General features: G+C 62.5%; 17 protein-coding genes. 12 read left to right on the forward strand and 5 right to left on the reverse strand.

Features of this window, described 5'->3' with window-relative positions; genetic code table 11:
- Positions 1–122 precede the first annotated feature (122 nt).
- On the reverse strand, positions 123–980 hold the full coding sequence (locus tag EN850_RS04120) for a DsbA family protein (protein WP_136090675.1): 858 nt from the start codon (positions 978–980) through the stop codon (positions 123–125).
- Positions 981–1,049: 69 nt separating this feature from the next.
- Positions 1,050–2,444: a M48 family metalloprotease gene (locus EN850_RS04125; protein WP_136090676.1), complete on the reverse strand. Its 1,395-nt coding sequence runs from the start codon at positions 2,442–2,444 to the stop codon at positions 1,050–1,052.
- Positions 2,445–2,591: 147 nt separating this feature from the next.
- On the opposite strand from EN850_RS04125, the gene EN850_RS04130 reads away from it, so the two are divergent.
- On the forward strand, positions 2,592–3,740 hold the full coding sequence (locus EN850_RS04130; RefSeq protein WP_136090677.1) for an aminotransferase class I/II-fold pyridoxal phosphate-dependent enzyme: 1,149 nt from the start codon (positions 2,592–2,594) through the stop codon (positions 3,738–3,740).
- A gap of 4 nt (positions 3,741–3,744) precedes the next feature.
- Entirely contained in the window at positions 3,745–4,674 is a 930-nt protein-coding gene (locus EN850_RS04135) for a glutaminase (RefSeq protein WP_135880264.1), read from the forward strand.
- Positions 4,675–4,771: 97 nt separating this feature from the next.
- Here EN850_RS04135 and EN850_RS04140 read toward each other — a convergent pair whose 3' ends face one another.
- Positions 4,772–7,747 (reverse strand): ribonuclease E/G, encoded by a 2,976-nt coding sequence (locus tag EN850_RS04140; protein ID WP_135864234.1) that lies wholly within the window; start codon positions 7,745–7,747, stop codon positions 4,772–4,774.
- A gap of 651 nt (positions 7,748–8,398) precedes the next feature.
- Here EN850_RS04140 and EN850_RS04145 point away from each other — a divergent pair.
- The 7 genes from EN850_RS04145 (at position 8,399) to EN850_RS04175 (ending at position 16,675) form a co-directional block, all read left to right on the forward strand.
- Complete coding sequence (locus tag EN850_RS04145; RefSeq protein WP_136090678.1) at positions 8,399–9,661, forward strand: N-acetylmuramoyl-L-alanine amidase; 1,263 nt, start codon at positions 8,399–8,401, stop codon at positions 9,659–9,661.
- A gap of 213 nt (positions 9,662–9,874) precedes the next feature.
- Positions 9,875–12,319, forward strand: a complete 2,445-nt coding sequence (locus EN850_RS04150) for a penicillin-binding protein 1A (protein ID WP_127869405.1) — start codon at positions 9,875–9,877, stop codon at positions 12,317–12,319.
- A gap of 123 nt (positions 12,320–12,442) precedes the next feature.
- Positions 12,443–13,574, forward strand: a protein-coding gene (gene prfB / locus EN850_RS04155; protein WP_127279146.1) for a peptide chain release factor 2 whose coding sequence is annotated in 2 segments (ribosomal slippage) — positions 12,443–12,508 and positions 12,510–13,574 — 1,131 coding nt in all. Because the reading frame shifts where the segments join, the coding sequence is not laid out codon by codon here.
- A gap of 586 nt (positions 13,575–14,160) precedes the next feature.
- Positions 14,161–14,529: a hypothetical protein gene (locus EN850_RS04160; RefSeq protein ID WP_127279145.1), complete on the forward strand. Its 369-nt coding sequence runs from the start codon at positions 14,161–14,163 to the stop codon at positions 14,527–14,529.
- Positions 14,530–14,659: 130 nt separating this feature from the next.
- Positions 14,660–15,028, forward strand: coding sequence for a GFA family protein (locus EN850_RS04165; protein WP_127279144.1), 369 nt, complete (start codon positions 14,660–14,662; stop codon positions 15,026–15,028).
- Positions 15,029–15,180: 152 nt separating this feature from the next.
- On the forward strand, positions 15,181–15,831 hold the full coding sequence (locus EN850_RS04170; protein ID WP_015318025.1) for an OmpA family protein: 651 nt from the start codon (positions 15,181–15,183) through the stop codon (positions 15,829–15,831).
- A gap of 238 nt (positions 15,832–16,069) precedes the next feature.
- Entirely contained in the window at positions 16,070–16,675 is a 606-nt protein-coding gene (locus EN850_RS04175) for a hypothetical protein (protein WP_127869402.1), read from the forward strand.
- 156 nt (positions 16,676–16,831) lie between these two features.
- On the opposite strand, the gene EN850_RS04180 is transcribed toward EN850_RS04175, so the two are convergent.
- Both EN850_RS04180 and EN850_RS04185 read right to left on the reverse strand, forming a co-directional pair.
- Complete coding sequence (locus EN850_RS04180) at positions 16,832–18,397, reverse strand: DEAD/DEAH box helicase (RefSeq protein WP_246689143.1); 1,566 nt, start codon at positions 18,395–18,397, stop codon at positions 16,832–16,834.
- A 204-nt stretch (positions 18,398–18,601) separates the two neighbouring features.
- The gene (locus tag EN850_RS04185; RefSeq protein WP_127280995.1) at positions 18,602–19,375 is read right to left on the reverse strand and encodes an NAD kinase; all 774 of its coding nucleotides are present in this window, start codon (positions 19,373–19,375) and stop codon (positions 18,602–18,604) included.
- A gap of 335 nt (positions 19,376–19,710) precedes the next feature.
- Here EN850_RS04185 and EN850_RS04190 point away from each other — a divergent pair, with 335 nt between their 5' ends.
- The 3 genes from EN850_RS04190 to EN850_RS04200 all read left to right on the forward strand — a co-directional run bounded on the left by EN850_RS04190 (position 19,711) and on the right by EN850_RS04200 (position 22,970).
- On the forward strand, positions 19,711–19,902 hold the full coding sequence (locus EN850_RS04190; RefSeq protein ID WP_127869399.1) for a hypothetical protein: 192 nt from the start codon (positions 19,711–19,713) through the stop codon (positions 19,900–19,902).
- A gap of 508 nt (positions 19,903–20,410) precedes the next feature.
- Entirely contained in the window at positions 20,411–21,445 is a 1,035-nt protein-coding gene (locus EN850_RS04195) for an extracellular solute-binding protein (protein WP_136090679.1), read from the forward strand.
- Between the two features lie 97 nt (positions 21,446–21,542).
- Positions 21,543–22,970, forward strand: coding sequence for an amidase (locus tag EN850_RS04200; protein ID WP_136090680.1), 1,428 nt, complete (start codon positions 21,543–21,545; stop codon positions 22,968–22,970).
- Positions 22,971–22,981 lie beyond the last annotated feature (11 nt).

The raw sequence follows: 22,981 nt of genomic DNA on the forward strand, positions 1-22,981 counted from the left end.
GACGTCAAGCCGGCGCGCTGGGCCTCTATACCGGGCATAGTCGCCCGCGGAAAGAGCGCAAGTGCGTTCTTTCACTGTCCACAACAGGCCGAAACGTGCCCGTGAAGAAAACCACTCGCCGGTCAAAGCGCGGCTTTCGCCGCCTCGATCTTTTCGGCAAGCACTTCCTGCCCGAGCGCCCCGAACACGACCTCGTTGCCGACGACGTAGGAAGGGGTTCCGGTGATCTGAAGCTTGTTGGCAAGGTCGTAAGTCTTGGAGAAGGCCTCGGGGATCGACGCGTCCTTCATCTTCTCGCGCAGCGTCGCCTCGTCGGCGCCGAGCGAAAGTGCGATCTTGATCGCGGTTGCCTCGGTGGCGCGCCCCTGGCCGCCGAGCAGCGCATTGTGGAACTCGCCGTACTTCTCCGGCATCATCAGGTGGAACGCCATCGAAACGACGCTGGCCTTCTGCGAATCCGGGCCGAGGATCGGGAATTCCTTGAGCACGAAACGCAGATCCGGATCTGACTTGGTCAGGGCCCGCATATCCTCGATGGCGCGTTTGCAGAAGCCGCAATTGTAGTCGTAGAACTCGACGATCGTTACCTTGCCGTTCGGGTTGCCGACGACGCCGTCGAAGGTGGAGTTGAAGATCTGGTCCTTGGCGTTCTTGATGACGCCGAGCGCCGCGAGCCGCTGCTCCTCCTTCTGCTTGGCCTCGAGTGCGTCCTGCACTTCGAGCAGCACTTCCGGATTCTTCAGGAGATAGTCGCGGATGATTCCCTCGACCTCGGCGCGGTCGATTTTGGTATCGGCCACGGCCGACTGGGCAGGCTGCGCCGTCTGGACAGGCTGCGCCGTCTGGACAGGCTGCGCCGTCTGGGCAGGCTGCGCCGTTCCGGCCTTCGCAACCTGCGGATTGCCGGCCACGAAACCGAAAGCCAGCATGGCAAGGGCGACCGCAACCCCCGTGGTGCACAGCAGCAGTGCCTTCTTCATCGTTCTCGTTCCTTCTGCCTGTTTTCCGGTCTGGCTGTGTCGCAGCACACGGCCGGAGGGTTCATGAGTTTACTGGCTCTTGCCTGATGATTTGTAGTTTATGATGTCCTGGGCGCGTATCCAGCGCGGCTCGCCGCGCTTCATCTGCTGTTGCGCCCGCATGGCGAAGATCTTCGCATCCTTGTAGTTACCGGAATAGAAATGGCCTTCGGCGGTGGCAAGCTCGGCGCCCGGTATGTCTCCCAGCTCGCCGTAAGCCTGCGCCAGATAACGATAGCCGGTGGAGTTTTCCTTGTCGCGCCCCAGGCCATTGTTGATCTGCACGACAGCTTTCTTGAGCGAGTCGGGCGTGCCGACCGCCATCAGCGCCTGGCCAAGCGAGACAGGCAGCAGGCCGGACCGTGCCGGATCGAGGCTGACAGCCTTGGCGTAGGCGTCGGCCGCATCCCCAGGCTTGTTCGCCTTCATCAATATATCGCCGCGCAGTTCCTGGAAGTAGGCATTCTTGGGCTGCGCCTTGATCAGGGCGTTGGTCTTGGCGAGCGCCGCGTCGAGGTTGCCGTAGAGATAGGTCGACTGGGCATCGCCGTATAGCGCCGCCATGCCGCCGCGCATCTTTTGTATCAGCCGCGCCGCGGCGGCCTGGCCTTCCATGTAGACGGCAATCTTCACCCGCATCATGTCATGGCGCTGCTGCAGCGTCGGCGCGTCGAGCTTGTCGACATTGGGGCTCTGCTTGACCAGCACCTCGAGATTGGCGATGCGGTCCTGCGGCATCGGATGGCTGATCCGGTAGGGATCGACCTGCGCGCCCGACAGCGACAGCGCGGTCTGGAAGCGGTGGAAGGTCTTCAGCATGCCCATGCCGGACTGGCCGGTGGCATTGAGATAGGTGATAGCCGAGCGGTCGGCCGTGATTTCCTCGGTGCGCTGATAGGCGAGGATGCTGCGCTGCGCCATCTCGCCGCCGCCAGCCGCCACGCCCATGCCGGCCCCGGCAAGGCCGCGGCTGTTTGTCGTCGCGCCGGCGACCATGGCGCCGGCACCGAGCAAGGTGGCGATGATGGCCATGGTCTTGGCGCGTTCGAGTTGGTCTCGCAGTTTCTGCTGGTGGCCGCCGGCGATATGCCCGGCTTCGTGCGCGATGACACCAATGATTTCATTCGGTGTTTCAGCCGTCATCAGCGCGCCGGTGTTGATGAACAGCCGGCGCCCGGTGACGAAGGCGTTGAAGCTGGAATCATTGACCAGCACGATGTCGATGCCGTCATTCGCCAGCCCGGCCGCCTTGAAGATCGGCCGTGCATAATCGCGTACCAGAGCTTCGATCTCGGCGTCGCGTACCACTGGCACGCCCTGGGCGAAGGCGGTCACCGAACCGGCCACTGCAACCGCGGCGGCAAGCGAGATCGTCGCGAAGACACGCGCTGCCCGGGCAATCGTCGATCTGGGTCGGCTCAACATAATGTGTCCACTGGTAGACGAGCGGGCGAAAGATGAAAAGTCGGCGCCTGAAAAACTTCCTCAACTTGTGATCCTCACATCAATCGGGCATTTGTGCGGCGCATGCGTCAGGACCTGGCGCGCTCAATCCTCGCAACAGGGGTAAAAATGGTCATTTCGCTCTCCCATCGCGGCAATGTCGAGCCGTTCCACGCCATGGATGTGCTGGCCGAAGCGAACCGGCTGAAGGCACAGGGCGTGCCGGTGATTTCCATGGCGGTCGGCCAGCCATCCGATCCGGCGCCTGTCGGGGTTCGCGCCGCCGCGGCCAAGGCGCTGGAGGTTGGACGCATCGGCTATACCGACACCTTGGGCCTGGCCCCGCTGCGCAAAGCGATCGCGGGGCATTACGCGGATCACTACGGCCTCGATGTCGACCCTGGCCGGATCGCGGTGACCACGGGATCGTCGGCGGCCTTCAATCTCGCTTTCCTGGCGATGTTCGATCCCGGCGACCGGGTCGCCATCGCCGCGCCCGGCTATCCCGCCTATCGCAACATCATGGCAGCCCTTGGCATCGACGTGGTCGAAATCGAGCTCGGCGACGCGGCTTATTTGCATGCCGGCCATCTACAGGCCGCGCATCGGGAGAAGCCTCTGAAGGGCGTGCTGTTTGCAAGTCCGGCCAATCCGACCGGCGCCGTCATACCGGCCGATGAACTGGCGGCCCTGGTCACCACGGCGGAATCCCTCGGCATCGCCGTCATTTCCGATGAGATCTATCATCGGCTGGCCTATGGCGCCCCAGACACCACGGCACTCGCCTTTAGCAACAGCGTGACGGTGATCAACTCGTTCTCGAAATACTATTGCATGACCGGCTGGCGCATCGGCTGGATGGTGTTGCCGGAAGACCTCGTGCGGCCGGTAGAGCGCATCGCCCAGAGCCTCTACATCTCGCCGCCGGAGCTGTCGCAGATCGCGGCGATCGAGGCCTTTGCCGCAACCGAGGAATTGCAAGCGGTGAAGCGGCGCTATGCCTGGAATCGCGAGCTTCTGATGAAGCGCCTGCCGGAGCTGGGTTTTCCCCTGGCGGCGCCCATGGATGGCGCCTTCTATGCCTTTTGCGATGTCACCCGGCACAGCAATGACAGCATGGCCTTTGCCCGCAAGATGCTGGCCGAGGCGCATGTGGCGGCGACGCCCGGCCGTGACTTCGACACCCGGGCGGGCCACCGCACGATGCGGTTTTCCTATGCCGGCAGCCACGACGACATGGTCGAGGCGATGGCGCGCATCGAACGCTGGTTGAGGTAGCGCCATGCCGGAGCTCGAACAGGCGCTGGCGGAAGTCGCGGCGGAAATGGCTGAACGCACCGATCGCGGCGATGTCGCGACCTACATTCCCCAACTGGGCAAGATCGATCCAAAGAAATTCGGTATCGCGGCCGTCACCAATGACGGCGGCGTGCTGGTGGCTGGCGATGCCGACCAGGCTTTTTCGATCCAGAGCATCTCGAAGGTGTTTACCCTGACGCTGGCGCTCGGCAATGTCGGCGACGCGCTGTGGAAGCGGGTCGGGCGCGAGCCGTCCGGCAACCCGTTCAACTCGATTGTCCAGCTCGAGCATGAGAACGGCATTCCGCGCAATCCGTTCATCAATGCCGGCGCTATCGTCATTTCCGACATCCTCCTTGCCGGCCACCAGCCGCGCGAGGCGATCGGCGAGATCCTGCGCTTCATCCAGTTCCTCTGCGACGACGAGACCATCATCATCGACCGCGAGGTCGCGGCTTCCGAACGGGCCACCGGCTACCGCAACTTCGCACTCGCCAATTACATGAAATCCTTCGGCAATCTCCATCATGCGCCGGAATTGGCGCTGGGCGTCTATTTCCATCATTGCGCCATCGCCATGAGCTGCCGGCAACTAGCAATGGCCGGTCGCTTCCTCGCCAATGGCGGCAAGAACCCGGCGACCGGGTATCAGGTGGTGTCGGCGGAGCGGGCGCGGCGCATCGGCGCCATGATGCTGACCTGCGGCCACTATGACGGCTCCGGCGATTTCGCCTTCCGCGTCGGTATTCCCGGCAAGAGCGGCGTTGGCGGCGGTATATTGGGTATCGTGCCGGGGGTCGCCTCGCTTGCCGTTTGGTCGCCCGGCCTCAACGCCAACGGCAATTCCAAGCTGGGTTCGATCGCGCTGGAAAAGCTCGCCAGGATGATGAACTGGTCGATCTTCGCGCCATAGCGATCACGACCTGCCGGCTATGAAAAATCCCGCGCCGTTCGTTTCGATCGGCGCGGGATTCTTTTTGTCAGAAAATCAATTCAAGAATTTGAAAAGCCTAGAAAAAGCCTTTCCGCTGCCACCAGCCGGCACGCTTGGGCTTTTCTTCGGATTCGGCTTTGGCTTCCGGCTCATCGGCGACGGTCGAGGAAACCACCGGTACGACAGGTGTATCGGCGGCTGCCGCCTTGCGGCGTGATGGCCGGGCCTTCGGTGTCTCCCCGGCGACCGCTGCCTCGTCCGATGCCGTGGCTGGCGTCGCGGCGGCTGCCTGAACGGCTGCTTCCGCGGTCGGCTCCTCGGCCACAGCCTCGGCGGCTGCCTTCTTGGGCTTGGCTGCGCGCCGCGGCTTCTTTGGCTTTTCGGTGCTAGGCACCTCGTCGCTCACAGTAGCCGCCGGCTCTTCGGCGGCCGCCGCAGCCACCGGCTCGATCGACACAGGCTCGCTTAGCGAAGCGTCAGCCTCGGCAGGCTCGGTCGTTTCGCCGGCTGCCGCCTCCGTCTCGCCTTCACCGTCTTCGCGACGGTTGCGCTTGCCGCCGCGCTTGCCGCGCCGGCGCTTCTTGCCTTGGCCATCGTCGGATGCTTCCGCCGTTTCGACGGTCTCCGTTGCGGCGACCGCAGCTTCGTTGTCCAGCTCGGCATCGTCATGGTCCGCTGCGCTTTCCGACGCAGAGAGGCCGTCCTCCGAGGTGGAATGGGGCGCGCCGTCGGTCGGGGCTCCATGCTCGCGGTCGCGATCCTTGCCGCCGCGCCGCCTGCGACGCTTGCGGCGCTTGCGGTCGCGGCCTTCGCCTTCCTCGCCGGATCTGGGCTGCTGATGCTGCGCCGGCTGGGCGTGCCGTGGCTGCTCGGCCTGTACCGGCGCTTCGTCCTCCTCCTCGGCGACGACGATCTCGTCCTCGGGCTCTTCCGGCTCGACATAGGCCGGCAGGCTGCGCGCCTCGACGAAACCTTCCGGCTTTTCGGCCAGCGCGCCGCGGAAGATCGCGTAGTGCTGGGCACCAACCGTATCGTCGGCCTCGATGGTGACGGTCAGGCCGAAGCGGCTTTCCAGTTCCACCAGCGTGCCGCGCTTGTGGTTGAGCACGTAGAGCGCGGTCGCGGCCGGCGTGCGCACCGTGATGTGGCTGCGCGAATCCTTGAGCAGGAACTCCTCGATCGCCCTTACCACCATCAGCGCCACCGACGAATCGGAGCGCACATGGCCGGTGCCGCCGCAATGCGGGCATGGCTTCATGGTCGATTCCAGCACGCTGGCGCGGATGCGCTGACGCGACATCTCCATCAGGCCGAAATGCGAGATGCGGCCGACCTGGATGCGGGCGCGGTCGTTCTTGAGGTGATCCTTCAGCCGCTTCTCGACGGAGCGGTTGTTGCGGTTCTCCTCCATGTCGATGAAGTCGATGACGATCAGGCCGGCAAGATCGCGCAGCCGGAGCTGGCGGGCGACTTCCTCGGCCGCTTCCAGATTGGTGTGGAGCGCGGTGTCCTCGATCGAGTGCTCCTTGGTGGAGCGTCCCGAATTGACGTCGATGGCGACCAGCGCTTCGGTCTGGTTGATGATGATGTAGCCGCCGCTCTTCAGCGTCACTTGCGGCTGCAGCATGCGGTCGAGCTGCGCCTCGATGCCGTTGCGCACGAAGATCGGCGTCGTATCGCGGAACGGCTGAACCACCTTGGCGTGGCTCGGCATCAGCATGCGCATGAAGTCCTTGGCTTCGCGGTAGCCCTCGTCGCCGGAAACCAGGATCTCGTCGATATCCTTGTTGTAGAGATCGCGCACCGAACGCTTGATCAGGCTGCCTTCCTCATAGACGAGGGCAGGGGCGGTGGACTGGAGCGTGAGATTGCGCACGTTCTCCCACAGCCGCATCAGATATTCGTAATCGCGCTTGATCTCCGCCTTGGTGCGGCTCTCGCCGGCGGTCCGCAGGATGACGCCCATGCCTTGCGGCACTTCGAGATCGGCGACGACCTCCTTGAGGCGCTTGCGGTCGACCGCGCTGGTGATCTTGCGCGAAATGCCGCCGCCGCGCGCCGTGTTCGGCATCAACACCGAATAGCGGCCCGCAAGCGACAGATAGGTGGTGAGCGCTGCACCCTTGTTGCCGCGCTCTTCCTTGACGACCTGCACCAGCAGGATCTGCCGGCGCTTGATCACTTCCTGGATCTTGTATTGACGGCGCACCGGCTTGCGGCGGTTGCGCACTTCCTCGAGCGCATCCTCGGCGCCAACCGATTCGATCTCATGATCGTCCGGATGGGAAGAGGATACTTCCTCGAGCATCCCGCGGTCATTGTCGGCGGAAGTGGCTTCGCTGCCCTGTTCCGCCTGCGGCACGGGTTCGGAAATCACGTCGCCTTCGACGGAGGCGGCGATCGACTTGGGGCCACCGTCGCTGGTTTCGCCTTCATCCTGTTCGGAAGAACCCCCGTTATCTTCGGATGCCCCGTTAGCTTCGGATGCACCGTCACGTTCGGATGCACCGGCGTGTTCCGAGGCATCGGGTTCCATGGTTCCCGAAACGTTGGACATGTCCTCGGCGACGGCATCCGCGCCATTGTCGTTGTTTTCGTCTGTCTCGCCGGCGGCCTCGTTTGCCTCGCCGGAATCGGCCGTGCCGGCATCGCGCCTGTTTTCACCACGGTCGCGGCTCTTGCCGCCGCGCCGGCGACCGCGCCGCCCGCGATCCCGGCTCTGGCGATCGTCGCCTTCGCCGTCCTCGTTCTCTTCGTCCTCGGCCTCCTGCGCTTCCGCGCGCAGCAGTGCCTGACGGTCGGCGACCGGAATCTGGTAGTAGTCGGGGTGTATTTCACTGAAGGCGAGAAAACCGTGACGGTTGCCGCCATATTCGACAAAGGCTGCCTGAAGGGAGGGTTCGACGCGCGTTACGCGGGCGAGGTAGATATTTCCTTTGAGCTGCTTCTTGTCCTGCGATTCAAAGTCGAATTCTTCGATACGGTTACCGCGTACGACGACAACGCGTGTTTCCTCCGGGTGGGAGGCGTCTATCAGCATTTTGTTGGGCATTATTTCGTTTCCCCCCGGCAGCCGTCAGCCGCAGCTGGCGGGGCAAAGCCCGCTGCTGTGTGTCTGGATGAGAGTGGGTGCCGGATAATTGAACGTCCGCCGGACGGTGCCTGCGTGTCATGGCGGTGCCGCCCGCAGCCATATTGGCGCGGTTTGATGCGGACGTTTCCATGATTGCGCTTGAAGCCATCGTCACCAGCAGAACCTTTTGAACCAAAGCCCGGAAACCGGACCAGCTTGTTTGCTCATACAGAGCCGGCGCGGGAACAACCCGGCCGTTTTCCTCACGCAGGCGATTCCCCCGCCACGGGAGCACACCTGCGAAATTCGTCGCAATCACCTGAAGCCTTTTCGCGTGAAGCGAAAGGAGCCGCCTTTCATCTGACCCTGTAGCAGGAAGCTGCGGAGGAGGGCGGTTCCAGGATTGCAGTGATCCACCATCGCTTTTATGATTTGGCGGGTTGGAAGGCAACCCCGATTTCCGATGCCGGCAAAAAGTGGTTCCGTAGCGTAAGCCTGGTCCGAACCTTGCATGAAAAGGCTTGGTTAACCTTCTCTGGATACCAATCGTTAATCGAATTCGCGGCCTGACCGGCGCGTCGATAAAATGAACGGGCGCCGGGCGCCAAACCGGGAGCGACTGGAAGAGAGATGGGACTGGCGGACTTCACAGACAAGGGATGTCGTGTTGGCGGCCAGAGTCTCCGTGTTTTCTGCCTCGTGTTATTGGTGGTGTTTTCGTCTGCCTTTTCCACGCTTGCCAGCGCCGCCGACACGACGCTTGTGGCGAGGGGCTACAAAATGGCCGGCGATGCCACCAAGATGCGCATCGTCATGGATTTCGATCGCGAGCCTGACGTCAAATGGTTCCTGCTGCGCGGGCCCAATCGCCTTGTCATCGATCTTGCGAACACCCGATTTGCCGTAGATGCCAAGGATTTGAAGCCGCGTGGCCTGGTCAAGGGTGTGCGGCTGGGCGAACTCGGCGAGGGCGTCGCGCGGCTGATTCTGACCGGCAAGGGACCGTTCGCCGTCGACAAGCTCGATGTGCTCAAGAATGAGGACGGAACCGGCTTCCGCATTGCCGTCGACATGTCGGCGGCCTCCGAACGTGAATTTGATGCCGCCCTTGCCAACCAGGCGCTGACCACCGGTTCCACGGTTTCGACCGACAAGGGCGGCCGGGTCGGCACCGGACCTGTCTCCAATCCGGGCCACCGGTTCACCGTCGTCATCGACCCCGGCCATGGCGGCGTGGACGGCGGTGCCGAAGGCCTGAACGGCACCATCGAGAAGAACGTCACGCTGGCCTTTGCCACGGAACTGCGCGACAAGCTCGCGGCGGTCGGCAGATACGATGTCTTCATGACCCGTGATACCGATGAATACCTGCGCCTGGACGACCGCGTGCGCATCGCCCGCCAGCATGAGGCCGATCTGCTGATTTCGATCCATGCCGACACGATCAGCGTCAAGGGCATCCGCGGCGCCACTGTCTATACGGTCTCCGACAAGGCTTCCGATCCGGAAGCACAGGCGCTTGCCGACCGTGAAAACCTGTCCGACCAGTTCGCCGGCATGGTCATCAAGGACGACAACAAGGAAGTGACCGACATCCTGATCGACCTGATCCGGCGCGAGACGCACACTTTCTCGATGAGTTTTGCCCATACTTTGGTCGGTCAGCTCTCGACAAGCGTCGGCCTTATCAACAATCCGCAGCGTTCGGCCGGGTTCAAGGTGCTGAAGGCCCCGGACGTGCCGTCCGTGCTGGTCGAGCTCGGCTATCTCTCCAACGCCAAGGACGAGGCGCAACTGCTCGACACCGAGTGGCGCGGCAAGGCAGCGCAAAGCATCACCAACGCCGTCGCATTGTTCGCTTCCGCGCGCGCCGGGCCTGGAACCGGAGGTTGACGATGCCCGCGGCGCCTGCAACCAGAGGCGGCCTTGCGGGATGATAACACCCGGTGCTTTTATTTCAGGCTTGCGGCCTCGAAACGCGGCCCTGCCGTATTTTGTCCACATGGTGGCGACATGGGTTTTCGATTACGGATTGGGACCGGCTCGAAAGCTTGCGTGGAAGGCGGCTTCGTTTAGGAAATTCCCGAACCAAGGACTGGAGCGGGTATGATTCGTCTCATTGGCTATTTCTTCGGCATCGGCACGACGCTGGCCCTCCTGGCCGCGGCGGGCGTTGCCCTCTACATCGGCCATGTGGCAAAGGATCTGCCCGACTACGAAGTGCTGGCCAAGTACGAGCCTCCAGTGACCACCCGTATCCATGCCTCGGATGGCGCGCTGATGGCGGAGTATGCACGAGAAAGGCGCCTGTATTTGCCAATCCAGGCCATCCCGGATCGCGTCAAGGCTGCCTTCCTGTCCGCGGAGGACAAGAACTTCTACAGCCACCCTGGTGTCGACATTACCGGGTTGGGCAGAGCGGTGATGACTTACGTTTCGGGTGGCCCCATGCAGGGCGGCTCGACGATCACCCAACAGGTTGCCAAGAACTTCCTGCTCACCAACGAGCGCTCCCTGGAGCGCAAGGCCAAGGAAGCCATCCTTTCGTTTCGCATCGAGCAGGCCTATTCCAAGGATCGTATCCTTGAGCTCTATCTCAATGAGATTTTCTTCGGCTTCAACGCCTATGGCGTTGCCGGTGCGGCACTGACCTACTTCGATAAATCGGTGAACGAGCTGACCGTGGCCGAGGCCGCCTATCTGGCATCGCTCCCGAAAGGTCCGGCCAACTACAATCCCTTCAAGCACGCCGACCGGGCAATTGAACGGCGAAACTGGGTGATCGGCCAGATGGTCGAAAACGGTTACGTTACGCCCGAAGAGGGCGCGAAGGCGAAGGCCGAGCCGCTTGGCGTTGCTCCGCGCCGCACCGGCTCCTACCTTTTCGCCGGCGAGTATTTCACGGAGGAGGTTCGTCGGCAGATCATCGCCCGCTATGGCGAGAACGCGCTCTATGAGGGCGGGCTGTCGATTCGCACCACCCTTGACCCGAAGGTCCAGCTTATTGCCCGCAAGGCGATGCAGAACGGATTGATGAAATACGATACTCTGCGCGGCTATCGCGGGCCGGTGAAGACGATCGACGTCTCCGGCGACTGGGGTGTGCCATTGGGTGCCGTCAAGGGACTGGAAGACGTTCCCGAGTGGTCGCTTGCCGTCGTGCTCGACAGTTCGGCATCCGGCCTGTCGATCGGCCTCCAGCCCGCGCGCCAGGCGTCGGGCGACATCGTCAAGGACCGCGTCGAAGGCACCGTCAGCAAGGATGACATGGGTTTCGCCATGCGCCATCTGGTCGATGGCAAGACGGTCAAGGCAAAATCGCCGGCCGACGTGCTGAAGCCCGGCGACGTCATCTTCGTCCAGAAGAACGACGGTTCCGACAATGCCTACAGCTTGCGCCAGGTTCCCGAGGTGGAAGGCGGCCTGATCGCGATGGATCCGCACACCGGCCGCGTGCTGGCCATGGTCGGAGGTTTCTCTTATTCGCAGTCCGAATTCAACCGCGCCACCCAGGCCATGCGCCAGCCGGGCTCCTCGTTCAAGCCGATCGTCTATTCGGCCGCGCTCGACAATGGCTATACCCCGGCCTCCGTGATCATGGACGGACCGATCACCATCCAGAGCGGCAACACCACCTGGACGCCGAAGAACTATGACGGCACGGTCGCCGGTCCGGCAACGCTGCGCTCCGGTATCGAGAAGTCGCGCAACCTGATGACGGTGCGCCTTGCCAATGACATGGGCATGAAGCTGGTCGTCGAATATGCCGAGCGCTTCGGCGTCTATGATCATCTGGCGCCATATCTGCCGATGGCGCTGGGTTCGGGCGAGACGACCGTCATGCGCATGGTTTCGGCCTATTCGATCATGGCCAATGGCGGCAAGTCGATCAAACCGTCGCTGATCGATCGCATCCAGGACCGCTACGGCAAGACGGTGTTCAAGCAGGATGAGCGTGGCTGCGAAGGCTGCAACGCGCCTGAATGGAAGAACCAGCCGGAGCCGGAACTGGTCGACAATTCCGAGCAGGTGCTCGATCCGATGACCGCCTACCAGATCACCTCGATGATGGAAGGTGTCGTCCAGCGCGGCACCGGCGCCACCATCGGCGAGCTTGGCCGTCACATCGCCGGCAAGACCGGCACCACCAACGACGAGAAGGACGCCTGGTTCATCGGTTTCACGCCGAACCTCGTGGTCGGCCTCTACATGGGCTACGACACGCCGCGCGGCCTTGGCCATGGCGCCACCGGCGGTGGTCTTGCGGCCCCGATCTTCAAGGATTTCATGCGCGTGGCGCTGGACGGCACGCCCAATGTCGACTTCAAGGTGCCTGACGGCATGAACCTGATCGCCATCAACCGCAAGACCGGCATGCGCGCATCCTCGGGCGATCCCGGCACCATCATCGAGGCCTTCAAACCGGGCACCGGCCCCGCCGACAGCTACTGGGTGATCGGCATGGGCGCCGATGGCTCCAACGCTTCCGGCGGCGCCCTGTCGCCGCAGGCCAACCAGGCCATCCAGGACGGCGGCGGCGGCCTTTACTGACGAATTCAAACGTCCAAATGGGTCAGCCTCGGGCTGGCCCATTTCGCTTTACACATGGCGGCACCGTCCCTATGTATCGCGCCGACCGAAGCGTCATTCAGCAACAGGACAAAATATCAGGCCATGCGCGCGGAAACGCAGAATATTGTCGACGAGATCAGGCAGGCGATAACCCTGCTGAGGAGGCATCTTTGACTGGGATCAGGCCATAAAGCGGCTTGAATACCTGAACGTGCGAGCCGAGGACGCCAGCCTCTGGAACGAACCGCTGGAAGCGCAGAAGCTAATGCGCGAACGCCAGGGCCTCGAGGAAGGCATCGCGGCGGTCAAGGGCCTGACGCAGGCGCTGGAAGACAATATCGGCCTGATCGAGCTCGGCGAGGAAGAGGGCGACGAAGGCGTCATCGCCGAGGCTGAGGCCGCGATCCGTTCGATGCAGGGCGAGGCCAAGGCCCGCCAGGTCGAGACGTTGCTCTCGGGCGAGGCCGACGCCAACGACACCTATCTCGAAATCCATGCCGGCGCCGGCGGTACCGAAAGCCAGGACTGGGCCTCGATGCTGTTGCGCATGTATACGCGCTGGGCCGAGCGCCGCCGCTTCAAGGTCGAGGTGCTGGAAGTGCATGACGGCGAAGAGGCGGGCATCAAGTCCGCCACCTTGCTGATCAAAGGGCACAATGCCTATGGCTGGTTGAAGACCGAATCCGGTGTCCATCGCCTGGTGCGTATTTCGCCCTATGACAGCAATGCGCGCCGCCATACGTCCTTCTCCAGCGTCTGGGTCTATCCTGTCGTCGACGACAGGATAGAGATCGACGTCTCCGAATCCGACGTGCGCATCGATACCTATCGTTCGTCCGGCTCGGGCGGCCAGCACGTCAACACCACCGATTCGGCCGTGCGCATCACCCATATCGCCACCGGCATTGCCGTCGCATGCCAGGCCGAACGCTCGCAGCACAAGAACAAGGCCAAGGCCTGGGAGATGCTGCGCTCGCGCCTCTACGAGGAAGAGCTGAAGAAGCGCGAAGCGGTCGCCAACGCGACCGAGGCCTCGAAAAGCGATATCGGCTGGGGTCACCAGATCCGTTCCTACGTGCTGCAGCCCTATCAGCTGGTCAAGGATCTGCGCACCGGCGTCGAAAGCACAAGCCCGTCGAGTGTGCTCGACGGCGACCTCGACGACTTCATGGAAGCCTCGCTTTCGCAACGCATCGAGGGCGGCGCGGGAGAAGCGGTGGCGGATCTGGACTAGAATCCGGCATATCTTGAGGCGGGGATCGAACGGGATAAGTGCACCCTTGCCGAAGGGCCCCACAGGCTGATCCATTTCGGCGACGAGAGCAGCCATGATACGCATTGCAGCCGTTCCGGCTTGTTGCTCTATTCGCTCGTCTGCGACGGCGCCTATGTCCACGTCGCCATGGGCACGCTGGCTGACGATCCAACGATTCGGCCGACGGCGCATATTTAGTCGGCTCCAAGGCGCCGTGGTTCACCATCGCCGACGACCCGCCGCAATAGGAAGAGCACGCCGTCCCGGACGCATAGCCGGAACCAATCAGTCCCGGAATTCGTTGACTGCCATCTTGCAGACCCGGCGATGTCAACCTTCTGTTTACCAAGCCGGCGCACCCTTTAGAGCTGACTTATCGGCGCTCGGCTGCACCGTAGCCGAAGCAATTTCTTGCGCCGACCAAGGAATCAGCCCAGCATTCGGGCTGTAACAGAAGCATTTATGGCCGGACGCGGCATATCTGCGAGCTGACGATACGGCCACTGGGAAGACACGTTCCGGGAACGGGCAAGCGCAACGCTTGATGCTCGAAAGGAATGTTTCGATGTCTGCTGCCTCGTCTAGATCGGCCCAAGCCGTTCATCCGGCCGGCCGGCTGCTGTTTTCCTTGTTTGCGATGGCGGCGCTGACGGCGCCTGCCTTGGCCCACGATGCCAAGCCCAGCCCGGTCCTGCCGCAGGGCTGGAGTTATCCCTTTGCTTGCTGTGCAAACTACGATTGCCGCACGACCCATTCGGGCGAGGTGCTGGAGAAACCCGAAGGCTATGTGATCGCCGGGACAGGGGAGGTGGTCCCGATGACCGACAGGCGCGTGAAGGACAGCCCCGACGGCGAATTCCACTGGTGCGCGCATCAGGCGGGTCTCGACGCGGGCAAGACCATCTGCCTGTTCGTGCCGCCACGCTCGTACTGACAAAGCAAGTGCATCGTCGCTTCGAACGATGACGATGCTCAGTCGCGATGGAGCATGCTGACAGGCAGTTGCCAGGAGCGCTTCTTTATGTTGCCCTGCCGCATGGGCGGTGGACAATGGAGAAGACTTCATGGCCATCAAGGGAAGCTGCCACTGCAAGGCGACGATATTCGAGGTCTCGGAGGCGCCGCAAACGGTGACGCAATGCACCTGTTCGTTCTGCTCGAAACGCGGCTCGCTTTGGGCCTACTATACGCCATCGCAGTTCAAGCTCATCACGCCGCAGAAGAACGTTTCCTTCTACCAATGGGGTTCAAAGACCATAAAGCATGGGTTTTGCGCCACCTGCGGCTGCGGCACCTTCACCGAAACGCCGGACTGGTCGACCGGCGAGCCGGATTTCGACAATCCGAAGATCAGCGTCAACTCGCGGCTGTTCGACGATTTCGATCTCGACCAGGTCGAAGTGGTGGTCATCGACGGCAAGAATCTCTGGTAGCCCGTGATGGCGCTTCGTCACGCAACTGGCTCCGGGGAAAAGCTGCAACGGCCACTTTTCCCGTTCCGTTTTTCGCCGCATTTCATGGTACAAGTCGCGCCAAGGGCTGATTTGGCGCCATCGTAAGGCGTGACTTGGAGAGGGACCATTCTATGAAAAAGACCGTGCTCGTCGTTATGGCGACGGCTCTGCTCGTGACTGCCTGCACCACCACCGATCCGTATACAGGCGACCAGAAGATTTCCAACACCGCCGCGGGCGCCGGTCTTGGCGCTCTTGCAGGCGCCAGCCTTGGTCTGCTTGCCGGCGGCAATGATCGCCGCAATGCGCTGATCGGCGCCGGCATCGGCGCGCTGGCCGGCGGTGCGATCGGCGCCACTATGGACCAGAACGAGGCGGAACTGCGCCGGCAGCTCGAAGGCACCGGCGTCAGCGTTACCCGCAGCGGCGACCAGATCATCCTCAACATGCCATCGGATATCACCTTCAACACCGACCAGGACGCGGTGAAGCCCGGCTTCTACCAGGTGCTTAATTCCGTCGCCCTGGTGCTGAAGAAGTTCAAGCAGACCACGGTCGATGTTTTCGGCCACACCGATTCGACCGGTGGCGACCAGCACAATTTCGATCTGTCGCAGCGCCGCGCACTGGCGGTCGCCAACTACCTGTCCGGTCAGGGCGTCGATCAGCGTCGCTTCGCCGTCACCGGTTTCGGCAAGACGCGACCCGTCGCCTCCAATGCCACGGCCGAGGGCCGGGCCCAGAACCGACGCGTCGAGATCCAGCTTTCGCCGCTTACCTGATTGTTCGGCAAGAAATGCGAAGCGGCCCCACATGGGGCCGTTTTTTGTTGCGCGGACTCGACCCCCTTCAGTGTGGTACTGGAAAATTAGCTAATTCTAAATAATAGCTTTCCCGCGGTCATGGAAAGGAATAGCATCGATGCTGTTCCAGAGGGGATGAGGCGGTACAACTGGCCGCGAAATCAGCACTTTCCGCCTCGGTCTTGCACGGCCAGATCATGAAATCTGGGAGGAATGCATGACAAGAACAATCAGCCTTGGACGCTACGGCGTCCTCGCTTTGACAAGTGTTGTAGGTGCCTGGTTGAGCCTCGCTGCGGCTCATGCCGAGGACGCCAACAAGGCCGACATCGAGGCCTTGAAGAAATCGCTTGTCAAATATCAGGACTACACCGCCGCCGTCCGCGATCTCTATCTGTCGACCGTCGGCTGCGTCTACTACAGCGGCGAAAAGATACCTGGCTCCATGGACTATCCGAAGGGCGCCATGGGCATCCATTTCGTCAACGTCCCGAGCGTCGGCCAGAAACTCGACCCGATGAAGCCCAACGTCCTGATCTATGAGCCGACCAAGAAAGGCCTGAAGCTGGTCGGCGTGGAATGGCTGGTGCCGCTAACCCCGGACATCAAGGCGCCGCCGAAGCTGTTTGGCCAAACCTTCATGGGTCCGATGGAGGGACACTATCCGCTTATTCCAAGGGAGTTCGTACACTACGATCTTCACGCCTGGCTCGACGACAATCCGAACGGCATGTTCAGCCCGACGAATCCGAAGGTGAAATGCAACAAGGCCGAGTTTCCGATGCTGGAGAAACCGACCAAGATGATGCCCGGACCGATGTGACCTGGAGCGGACCAGCGTCCAAAAGAATCGCTGGCCCCCCAAAGCTTCGTTTCCAAGCAATTCACGACGGGAAAGCACCATACGGCTTTTCCTCGATTGCTCTTGGCTGCAGGGCGAAAAGGAAGGCAAGCCGGCTAGGCGGCTTGCTGGCTGGCGTCAGACCTTGGCGACGATGCGCATGAAGGCCGGCATGTCGTCGCCGAAGCCGACGGTGGTGTCATTGTCTTCCTGATGGTGGCGGGCAGGGCGGCTGTTGCCGCGCTGCGGCCTGGTGTCACCGCGCTCAGGTGCGCGCGGCTCATTGCGGTCGGACGATTTGCGCTCGGTGTTTTCCGAGCGGATCGCATCCTTGCGCGCGCGCCGTTCGACAATATCGGCCGTCTCGGCCACATCCGGCTGCGGTTGAGCAACCGCGGTCGCGGCATCTTCCTCGCTGCGTCTGCCGCGACGCTCGCCGCCCTTGTTGCGCGCGCCCCTGTCGTTGCGGTCCTCGTCCTTGCGGCCGGCGCGGCGCGGCGCGCCTTTGCCACGGCGCGGAGCATCGTCCTCGCCTTCGCTGGCAACCACTGTCGACAGGTCGCCGTCATGCCACTCGATCTTGTTGCCGATCAGCCGCTCGATGGCGTCGATATATTTGGTGTCGGACTTGGTCGCGATGGTGAAGGACTTGCCTGAGCGGCCGGCGCGGCCGGTGCGGCCGATGCGGTGGACATAGTCCTCGGCATGGATAGGCACGTCGTAGTTGAAGACATGGCTGACGTCGGGAATGTCGAGGCCGCGCGCGGCGACATCGGAGGCGACGAGATAACGCAGCTTGCCGTCACGGAAATTGGCCAGCATCTGCATGCGGGCGCGCTGGTCCATGTCGCCATGCAGTGCGCCGGCGTCGAAATCATATTTCAGCAGCGAGCGGAACAGCTCCGAAACCTCGATCTTGCGATTGCAGAAGATGATTGCGTTCTTCAGCTCCGCATCCTCGGCCTTGATCAGGTTGCGCAGCGTTTCGCGCTTGTCCCAAGGCTTGGATCCCGATTTGACCAGCCGCTGGATGATGTTGGTGGCCGCCGACGCCGCCTTGGAGACCTCGACGCGCACCGGCGCATGCAGGAATTTTTCCGTCAGCTTGGTGATCTCGGGCGGCATGGTCGCCGAGAAGAACAGCGTCTGCCGGGTGAACGGAATCATCTCGCAGATGCGTTCGATGTCGGGAATGAAACCCATGTCGAGCATGCGGTCGGCCTCGTCGATGACGAGGATCTCGACGCCGTTGAGTAGCAATTTGCCGCGCTCGCGGTGGTCGAGCAGACGGCCCGGCGTCGCGATCAGCACATCGGCGCCGCGCTCCAGTTTCTTGTCCTGCTCGTCGAACGACACGCCGCCGATCAGCAGCGCGATGTTGAGCTTGTGGTTCTTGCCGTATTTGGCGAAGTTTTCTTCGACCTGCGCGGCAAGCTCACGCGTCGGCTCGAGGATCAGCGTGCGCGGCATGCGGGCGCGGGCGCGGCCCTTTTCCAGCCGGGTCAGCATCGGCAGCACGAAGGAGGCGGTCTTGCCGGTGCCGGTCTGGGCAATACCCAGCACGTCCTTGCCGAGCAAGGCGTGCGGGATCGCACCAGCCTGGATCGGGGTCGGCTGGGTGTAGCCGGCATCGGTGACTGCGGAAAGCACCTTCGGCGACAGGCCGAGGTCTGAAAAGGTCAACGCTTCTTGAGCGATCGTCATGTCTGAGGACAAGTGTTGCTGTCTTTGGCTGGTTCGGGGAAGCGCAACGTCATTCGTCGCGGCAAGCGCCACGCGCCTGCAAGATTGGTATTGCGATTAGGCGCAAGCCCGCGATTTGTCAACAGAAACGGGCAGGGTTGGCGCGATTGTGAAGTTGTAACCTTAATCGCGATGCTTAATCCGGCCGCTTGTCTGTGTGCCGGCTCAGTAACGGAACTGTTCGGCCAGGATGCGCTCGTTCCAGGAGTGATTGGGATCGAACAGCAAAGTCGCCGTGGCCGTCGGCGATTCCCGCACCGTAACCGAGGTCACCGCCTTGACCTCCGTGTGGTCGGCGGCAGCGTTCACCGGCCGCTTTTCCGGCTCCAGAATGTCGAAGCGCACGCTCGCCTTGTTGGAAAGCAATGCGCCGCGCCAGCGTCGCGGACGAAACGGGCTGACCGGCGTGAGAGCCAGAAGTGGCGCATCGAGCGGCAGGATCGGGCCGTGCGCGGAAAGATTGTACGCGGTCGATCCGGCCGGCGTCGCGATCATGACGCCGTCGCAGCTCAATTCCTCCAGCCGCACCTGGTCATCGACGCTGATTCGGATCTTGGCCGTCTGATAGGATTGGCGCCACAGCGCAACTTCGTTGATCGCCACCGCCGTGAGGTGTTCGCCGTCCGAGGTGGTTGCCAGCATCTCCAGCGGGCGGATCGTTTCGGCGACCGCGGCCGCGATGCGCTCGGTGAGCCCGCCGGACCGATACTCATTCATCAGGAAGCCGATCGTGCCACGGTTCATGCCGTAGACTTTCTTTCCCGTACCCATCGTTTCGCGCAAGGTCTGCAGCAGGAAGCCGTCACCGCCCAGCGCCACCACGACAGTCGCTTCGGCGACAGAACATTGGCCGTAGCGCGCCGACAGGCTCTCCAGCGCCGCCTTGGCGTCCGTTGTGTCGGACGAGACGAAAGCGATGCTGTTGGCGGCTGTGCTCATGGCTTCCCGATCGCGACCGATTGGCGCCGGCAGGTTCTGGCCGCGCCAGCGCCGGGGTAGCATGGGGCGGGCGGGTCTGCAAAGAGACCCTCTGCCAGTTCACGAAGCGACGCGCGGCAGTGACGCCGCACCGGGCGGTCGCGGTTGATGTCGTGGCGCGATCGAATGTGATGGTTAAGGCCGGGCTTAAGGTCTCGTAAAGCCGGATCGATCATGTTAGCCGGCATGGGTGGCGTGGGGCGCCCGCGGCACCGCCTTATCCTTCGGGACGCAAAGGACGCTGCGGCACGTTAGATTTGTGTGCATGATCCCGCGGATCCTGATGCCAGGGGGACATGCGCCAGCCAGACGAGGCCGACATATTGCCGGTAGCACGCCTGATCATCGTCTTTGTCATGTTGGGAAGTTTCGCGCTTGTCTTCGCCGAACTGGTGCGCCAGTCGGAACAAATGAGCGCCAGACCGGTTCCCACCGCGTCACGCTGCGGTGATGCCGCCGGGATGCCTTGCCCGCAAAGGGCCCTGTAGGCCGCCAGATACGCTGACCGATCGCCACCATCCGAGTATCGCCGAGCTCGACAGGCACGCGCCGTTATCCTGAGGTGGCCGATCATCGGCTGGCGCAAGACCAGTTTATTTCGCTCCCCGGCCGCCCCGCTGGGTGATCGGCGCTGCTGTACCCCATTGTTCGCCTCGTACCTCCGCCGGCGTCGCGTCCACCATCACCTGCACGTTGGCGCTGCCGCAAAATGTACTATCTGGCCGAGTCGTCACAAAGATATTGACTGTACGTTTAGTTATAATTATCGCTTGTAACGAAAACAGAGTTGGCCAGCCGGTATGCGCCGGTGAATGGCTACGAAACAAAGGGGAATATCTTGGCAGTCATCCGGCAGGTTCCGGTGCGTCGAGGTGCTGTGCGCCGATGGTTCCGCCAGACCCTTGAGGTTGCGGTCGGCGGATACGGCTTTCTTTCGTCAGCAGGAATGGACCCGAGGCGACGCCGCCGCTGGTCCCAACAATGGGAGCAACTCGCATGAACTGGAAACTGACCGCGGCTGCCGTCGGGCTGTCGCTGTTCGCCGTAACCGGCGTTGCCCGCGCCGATGGCGAACTCAACATCTATAATTGGGGCAATTACACCAGCCCGGACCTCATCAAGAAGTTCGAGGAGACCTACAAGATCAAGGTCACCGTGACCGACTACGACTCCAACGACACCGCGTTGGCCAAGGTCCGCCAGGGTGCTTCCGGCTATGACATCGTCGTGCCCTCCGCCAGTGTCGTGCCGATCTGGATCAGTGAAGGCCTGCTGCTGGAAACCGACCCCAACGCAATGGAGAATTTCAGGAATGTCGATCCCAGGTGGGTCGACGTTCCTTTTGATCCGGGCCGCAAATACACCGTTCCCTGGCAGTGGGGAACGACAGGCATTTCGGTGAACAAGTCGGTCTATGCCGGGGACCCCAACACGTCGGCGCTGTTCCTCGACCCGCCGGCCGAGCTCGTCGGCAAGATCAATGTCGTGCCCGAAATGGGGGACATCATGTTCCTCGCCATCGCCTATGAAGGCGGCCAGTACTGCACCAACGACATGCAGGTGCTGAAGAAGGTGCACGACAAGCTGGTCGAGGCGAAGGCGAAATGGCTTTCGCTCGACTATGCGGCTGTCGATGGCCTGGGCAGGGGCGATATCGCCGCCGGCGTCAACTGGAACGGCATATCGCTGCGCCAGCGGCTTCAGAACGACAAGATCGTCTACGGCTATCCGAAGGAAGGCTTTCCCATCTGGATGGACAATGTCGCCGTCCTCAAGGATGCCAAGAACGTCGAGAACGCCAAGCTCTTCCAGAATTTCATCATGGATCCGAAGAACGCCGCGCTGATCTCGGGTTTCGCTCGCTACGCCAACGGCATCAAGGGCTCCGAGGCTTTCATGCCGGACGATATGAAGACCGCGCCTGAGGTGAATATCCCGGCGGAATTCGCCGCCAAGGGCCAGTTCATGCCGGCCTGCCCGCCGGATGTGCAGGCGCTTTACACGAAAATCTGGACCGACCTCCAGAAGTAGCGCCACCAGCCAAACCCAACAAAGAGGCACCGGGCCGCGATGCGCGGTCCGGTCACCTTCACGCCAAGTGCGATCACGTGATCGCGGGAGATTTTCGATGTCCGATCTCGACCTTTGCTACATGCCCGCCAGCGAGGCGTTGCGGCTGTTCAAGGCCAGGAAACTCTCGCCCGTCGAACTGATGCAGGCCACCATCCGCCGCGCCGAGGTCACCAAATCGGCGATCAACTGCTTCACCTTCACGCATTTCGAGGAGGCGATGAAGCTGGCCGCGAAAGCGGAGGCGAGATACGCCAAGGGCGCCAGGACCGGCGCGCTCGAGGGCCTGCCGATCGGCATCAAGGACGAGAGCTATATCAAGGGCAAGCCGACGTCGCATGGCTCGCTGCTGTCCAGGGATGCCATAAGCGGCCACACCTCGACGATGAATGAGCGCATCATCAAGGCCGGCGGCATCGTCCATGCGCGCACGGCTACGCCCGAATTCAGCTGCGCCGGTTATACCTGGTCGAAGCGGTGGGGCGTCACCCGCAACCCCTGGAACCGCGACTTCACGCCGGGTGGCTCGTCGGGAGGTTCGGCGGCAACGCTGGCTTCGGGCACTTCGTCGATCGCCACCGGCTCCGACATTGCCGGATCGATCCGCATTCCGGCGTCGGCCTGCGGTCTCGTCGGCTACAAGCCGCCTTATGGGCGCAACCCGGACGAGCCGCCCTTCAACCTCGATTTCTATTGCCACACCGGGCCGCTGGCCCGGAACGTCCGGGATGCGATCCTGCTGCAGAATGTCATGGCGGGGCCGAGTCCACTCGACATCGCCACGCTTCGCCCGAAGCTGCGGCTGCCGCTCGATTACCAGCCGATCAAGGGCTGGAAGATTGCCTTCTCGATGGACCTGGGCTCTTTCGAGGTCGACGCCGACGTCCGCGGCAACATGCTTGCCGCCTGCGACGTGTTCCGCTCGCTTGGGGCAACGGTCGAGGAAGTCGATCTCGGCTGGGATGACGGGGTGCTCAAGGCAGGAATGGCCTATCTGGAACATCTTTTCGGCGCTTCGCTGTCGCAACTGCTTGCCGAGCACGGCAGCGACATGACCAGCTATGCCAGGCGGTTTGCCGAGGATGGGCAAAAATCCAAGGCCACCGACTTCGTCGCGACACTGGATGTGGCAGCACGGATGTATCAGACGCTGGGTCCGCTGCTGGAGACCTACAATGTGCTGATCTGCCCGACGAACGCGCTTCCCGCGGTGCCGGCGGAGTTCGACCAGACCACGGGAACCGTCGAGATCAACGGTAGAGAGGTGAACCCTTCGCTGGGCTGGGTGATGACGACGCCGTTCAACATGATGAGCCGCTGTCCGGTGCTTTCCATGCCGTCGGGGCGGGCGGCAAGCGGCGTGCCGACGGGCTTCCAGATCGTCGGCCGCACCTATAGCGATGCCGATGTCTTCCGGGCCGCGATGGCCTATGAAACGGCACAGGGGCAATGGTACACAAGCGCCGGGACGCGCCCATCGCTTTGATCTGGCGATGC

The organism is Mesorhizobium sp. M8A.F.Ca.ET.207.01.1.1 (assembly GCF_004794715.1).
Classification (GTDB): domain Bacteria; phylum Pseudomonadota; class Alphaproteobacteria; order Rhizobiales; family Rhizobiaceae; genus Mesorhizobium.

Bases quoted from the DNA above. Each gene is read 5' to 3' on its own strand.
- EN850_RS04120 (WP_136090675.1), bottom strand. From the start codon at position 980: ATGAAGAAGGCACTGCTGCTGTGCACCACGGGGGTTGCGGTCGCCCTT.
- EN850_RS04125 (WP_136090676.1), bottom strand. From the start codon at position 2,444: ATGTTGAGCCGACCCAGATCGACGATTGCCCGGGCAGCGCGTGTCTTC.
- EN850_RS04130 (WP_136090677.1), top strand. From the start codon at position 2,592: ATGGTCATTTCGCTCTCCCATCGCGGCAATGTCGAGCCGTTCCACGCC.
- EN850_RS04135 (WP_135880264.1), top strand. From the start codon at position 3,745: ATGCCGGAGCTCGAACAGGCGCTGGCGGAAGTCGCGGCGGAAATGGCT.
- EN850_RS04140 (WP_135864234.1), bottom strand. From the start codon at position 7,747: ATGCCCAACAAAATGCTGATAGACGCCTCCCACCCGGAGGAAACACGC.
- EN850_RS04145 (WP_136090678.1), top strand. From the start codon at position 8,399: ATGGGACTGGCGGACTTCACAGACAAGGGATGTCGTGTTGGCGGCCAG.
- EN850_RS04150 (WP_127869405.1), top strand. From the start codon at position 9,875: ATGATTCGTCTCATTGGCTATTTCTTCGGCATCGGCACGACGCTGGCC.
- EN850_RS04160 (WP_127279145.1), top strand. From the start codon at position 14,161: ATGTCTGCTGCCTCGTCTAGATCGGCCCAAGCCGTTCATCCGGCCGGC.
- EN850_RS04165 (WP_127279144.1), top strand. From the start codon at position 14,660: ATGGCCATCAAGGGAAGCTGCCACTGCAAGGCGACGATATTCGAGGTC.
- EN850_RS04170 (WP_015318025.1), top strand. From the start codon at position 15,181: ATGAAAAAGACCGTGCTCGTCGTTATGGCGACGGCTCTGCTCGTGACT.
- EN850_RS04175 (WP_127869402.1), top strand. From the start codon at position 16,070: ATGACAAGAACAATCAGCCTTGGACGCTACGGCGTCCTCGCTTTGACA.
- EN850_RS04180 (WP_246689143.1), bottom strand. From the start codon at position 18,397: ATGACGATCGCTCAAGAAGCGTTGACCTTTTCAGACCTCGGCCTGTCG.
- EN850_RS04185 (WP_127280995.1), bottom strand. From the start codon at position 19,375: ATGAGCACAGCCGCCAACAGCATCGCTTTCGTCTCGTCCGACACAACG.
- EN850_RS04190 (WP_127869399.1), top strand. From the start codon at position 19,711: ATGCGCCAGCCAGACGAGGCCGACATATTGCCGGTAGCACGCCTGATC.
- EN850_RS04195 (WP_136090679.1), top strand. From the start codon at position 20,411: ATGAACTGGAAACTGACCGCGGCTGCCGTCGGGCTGTCGCTGTTCGCC.
- EN850_RS04200 (WP_136090680.1), top strand. From the start codon at position 21,543: ATGTCCGATCTCGACCTTTGCTACATGCCCGCCAGCGAGGCGTTGCGG.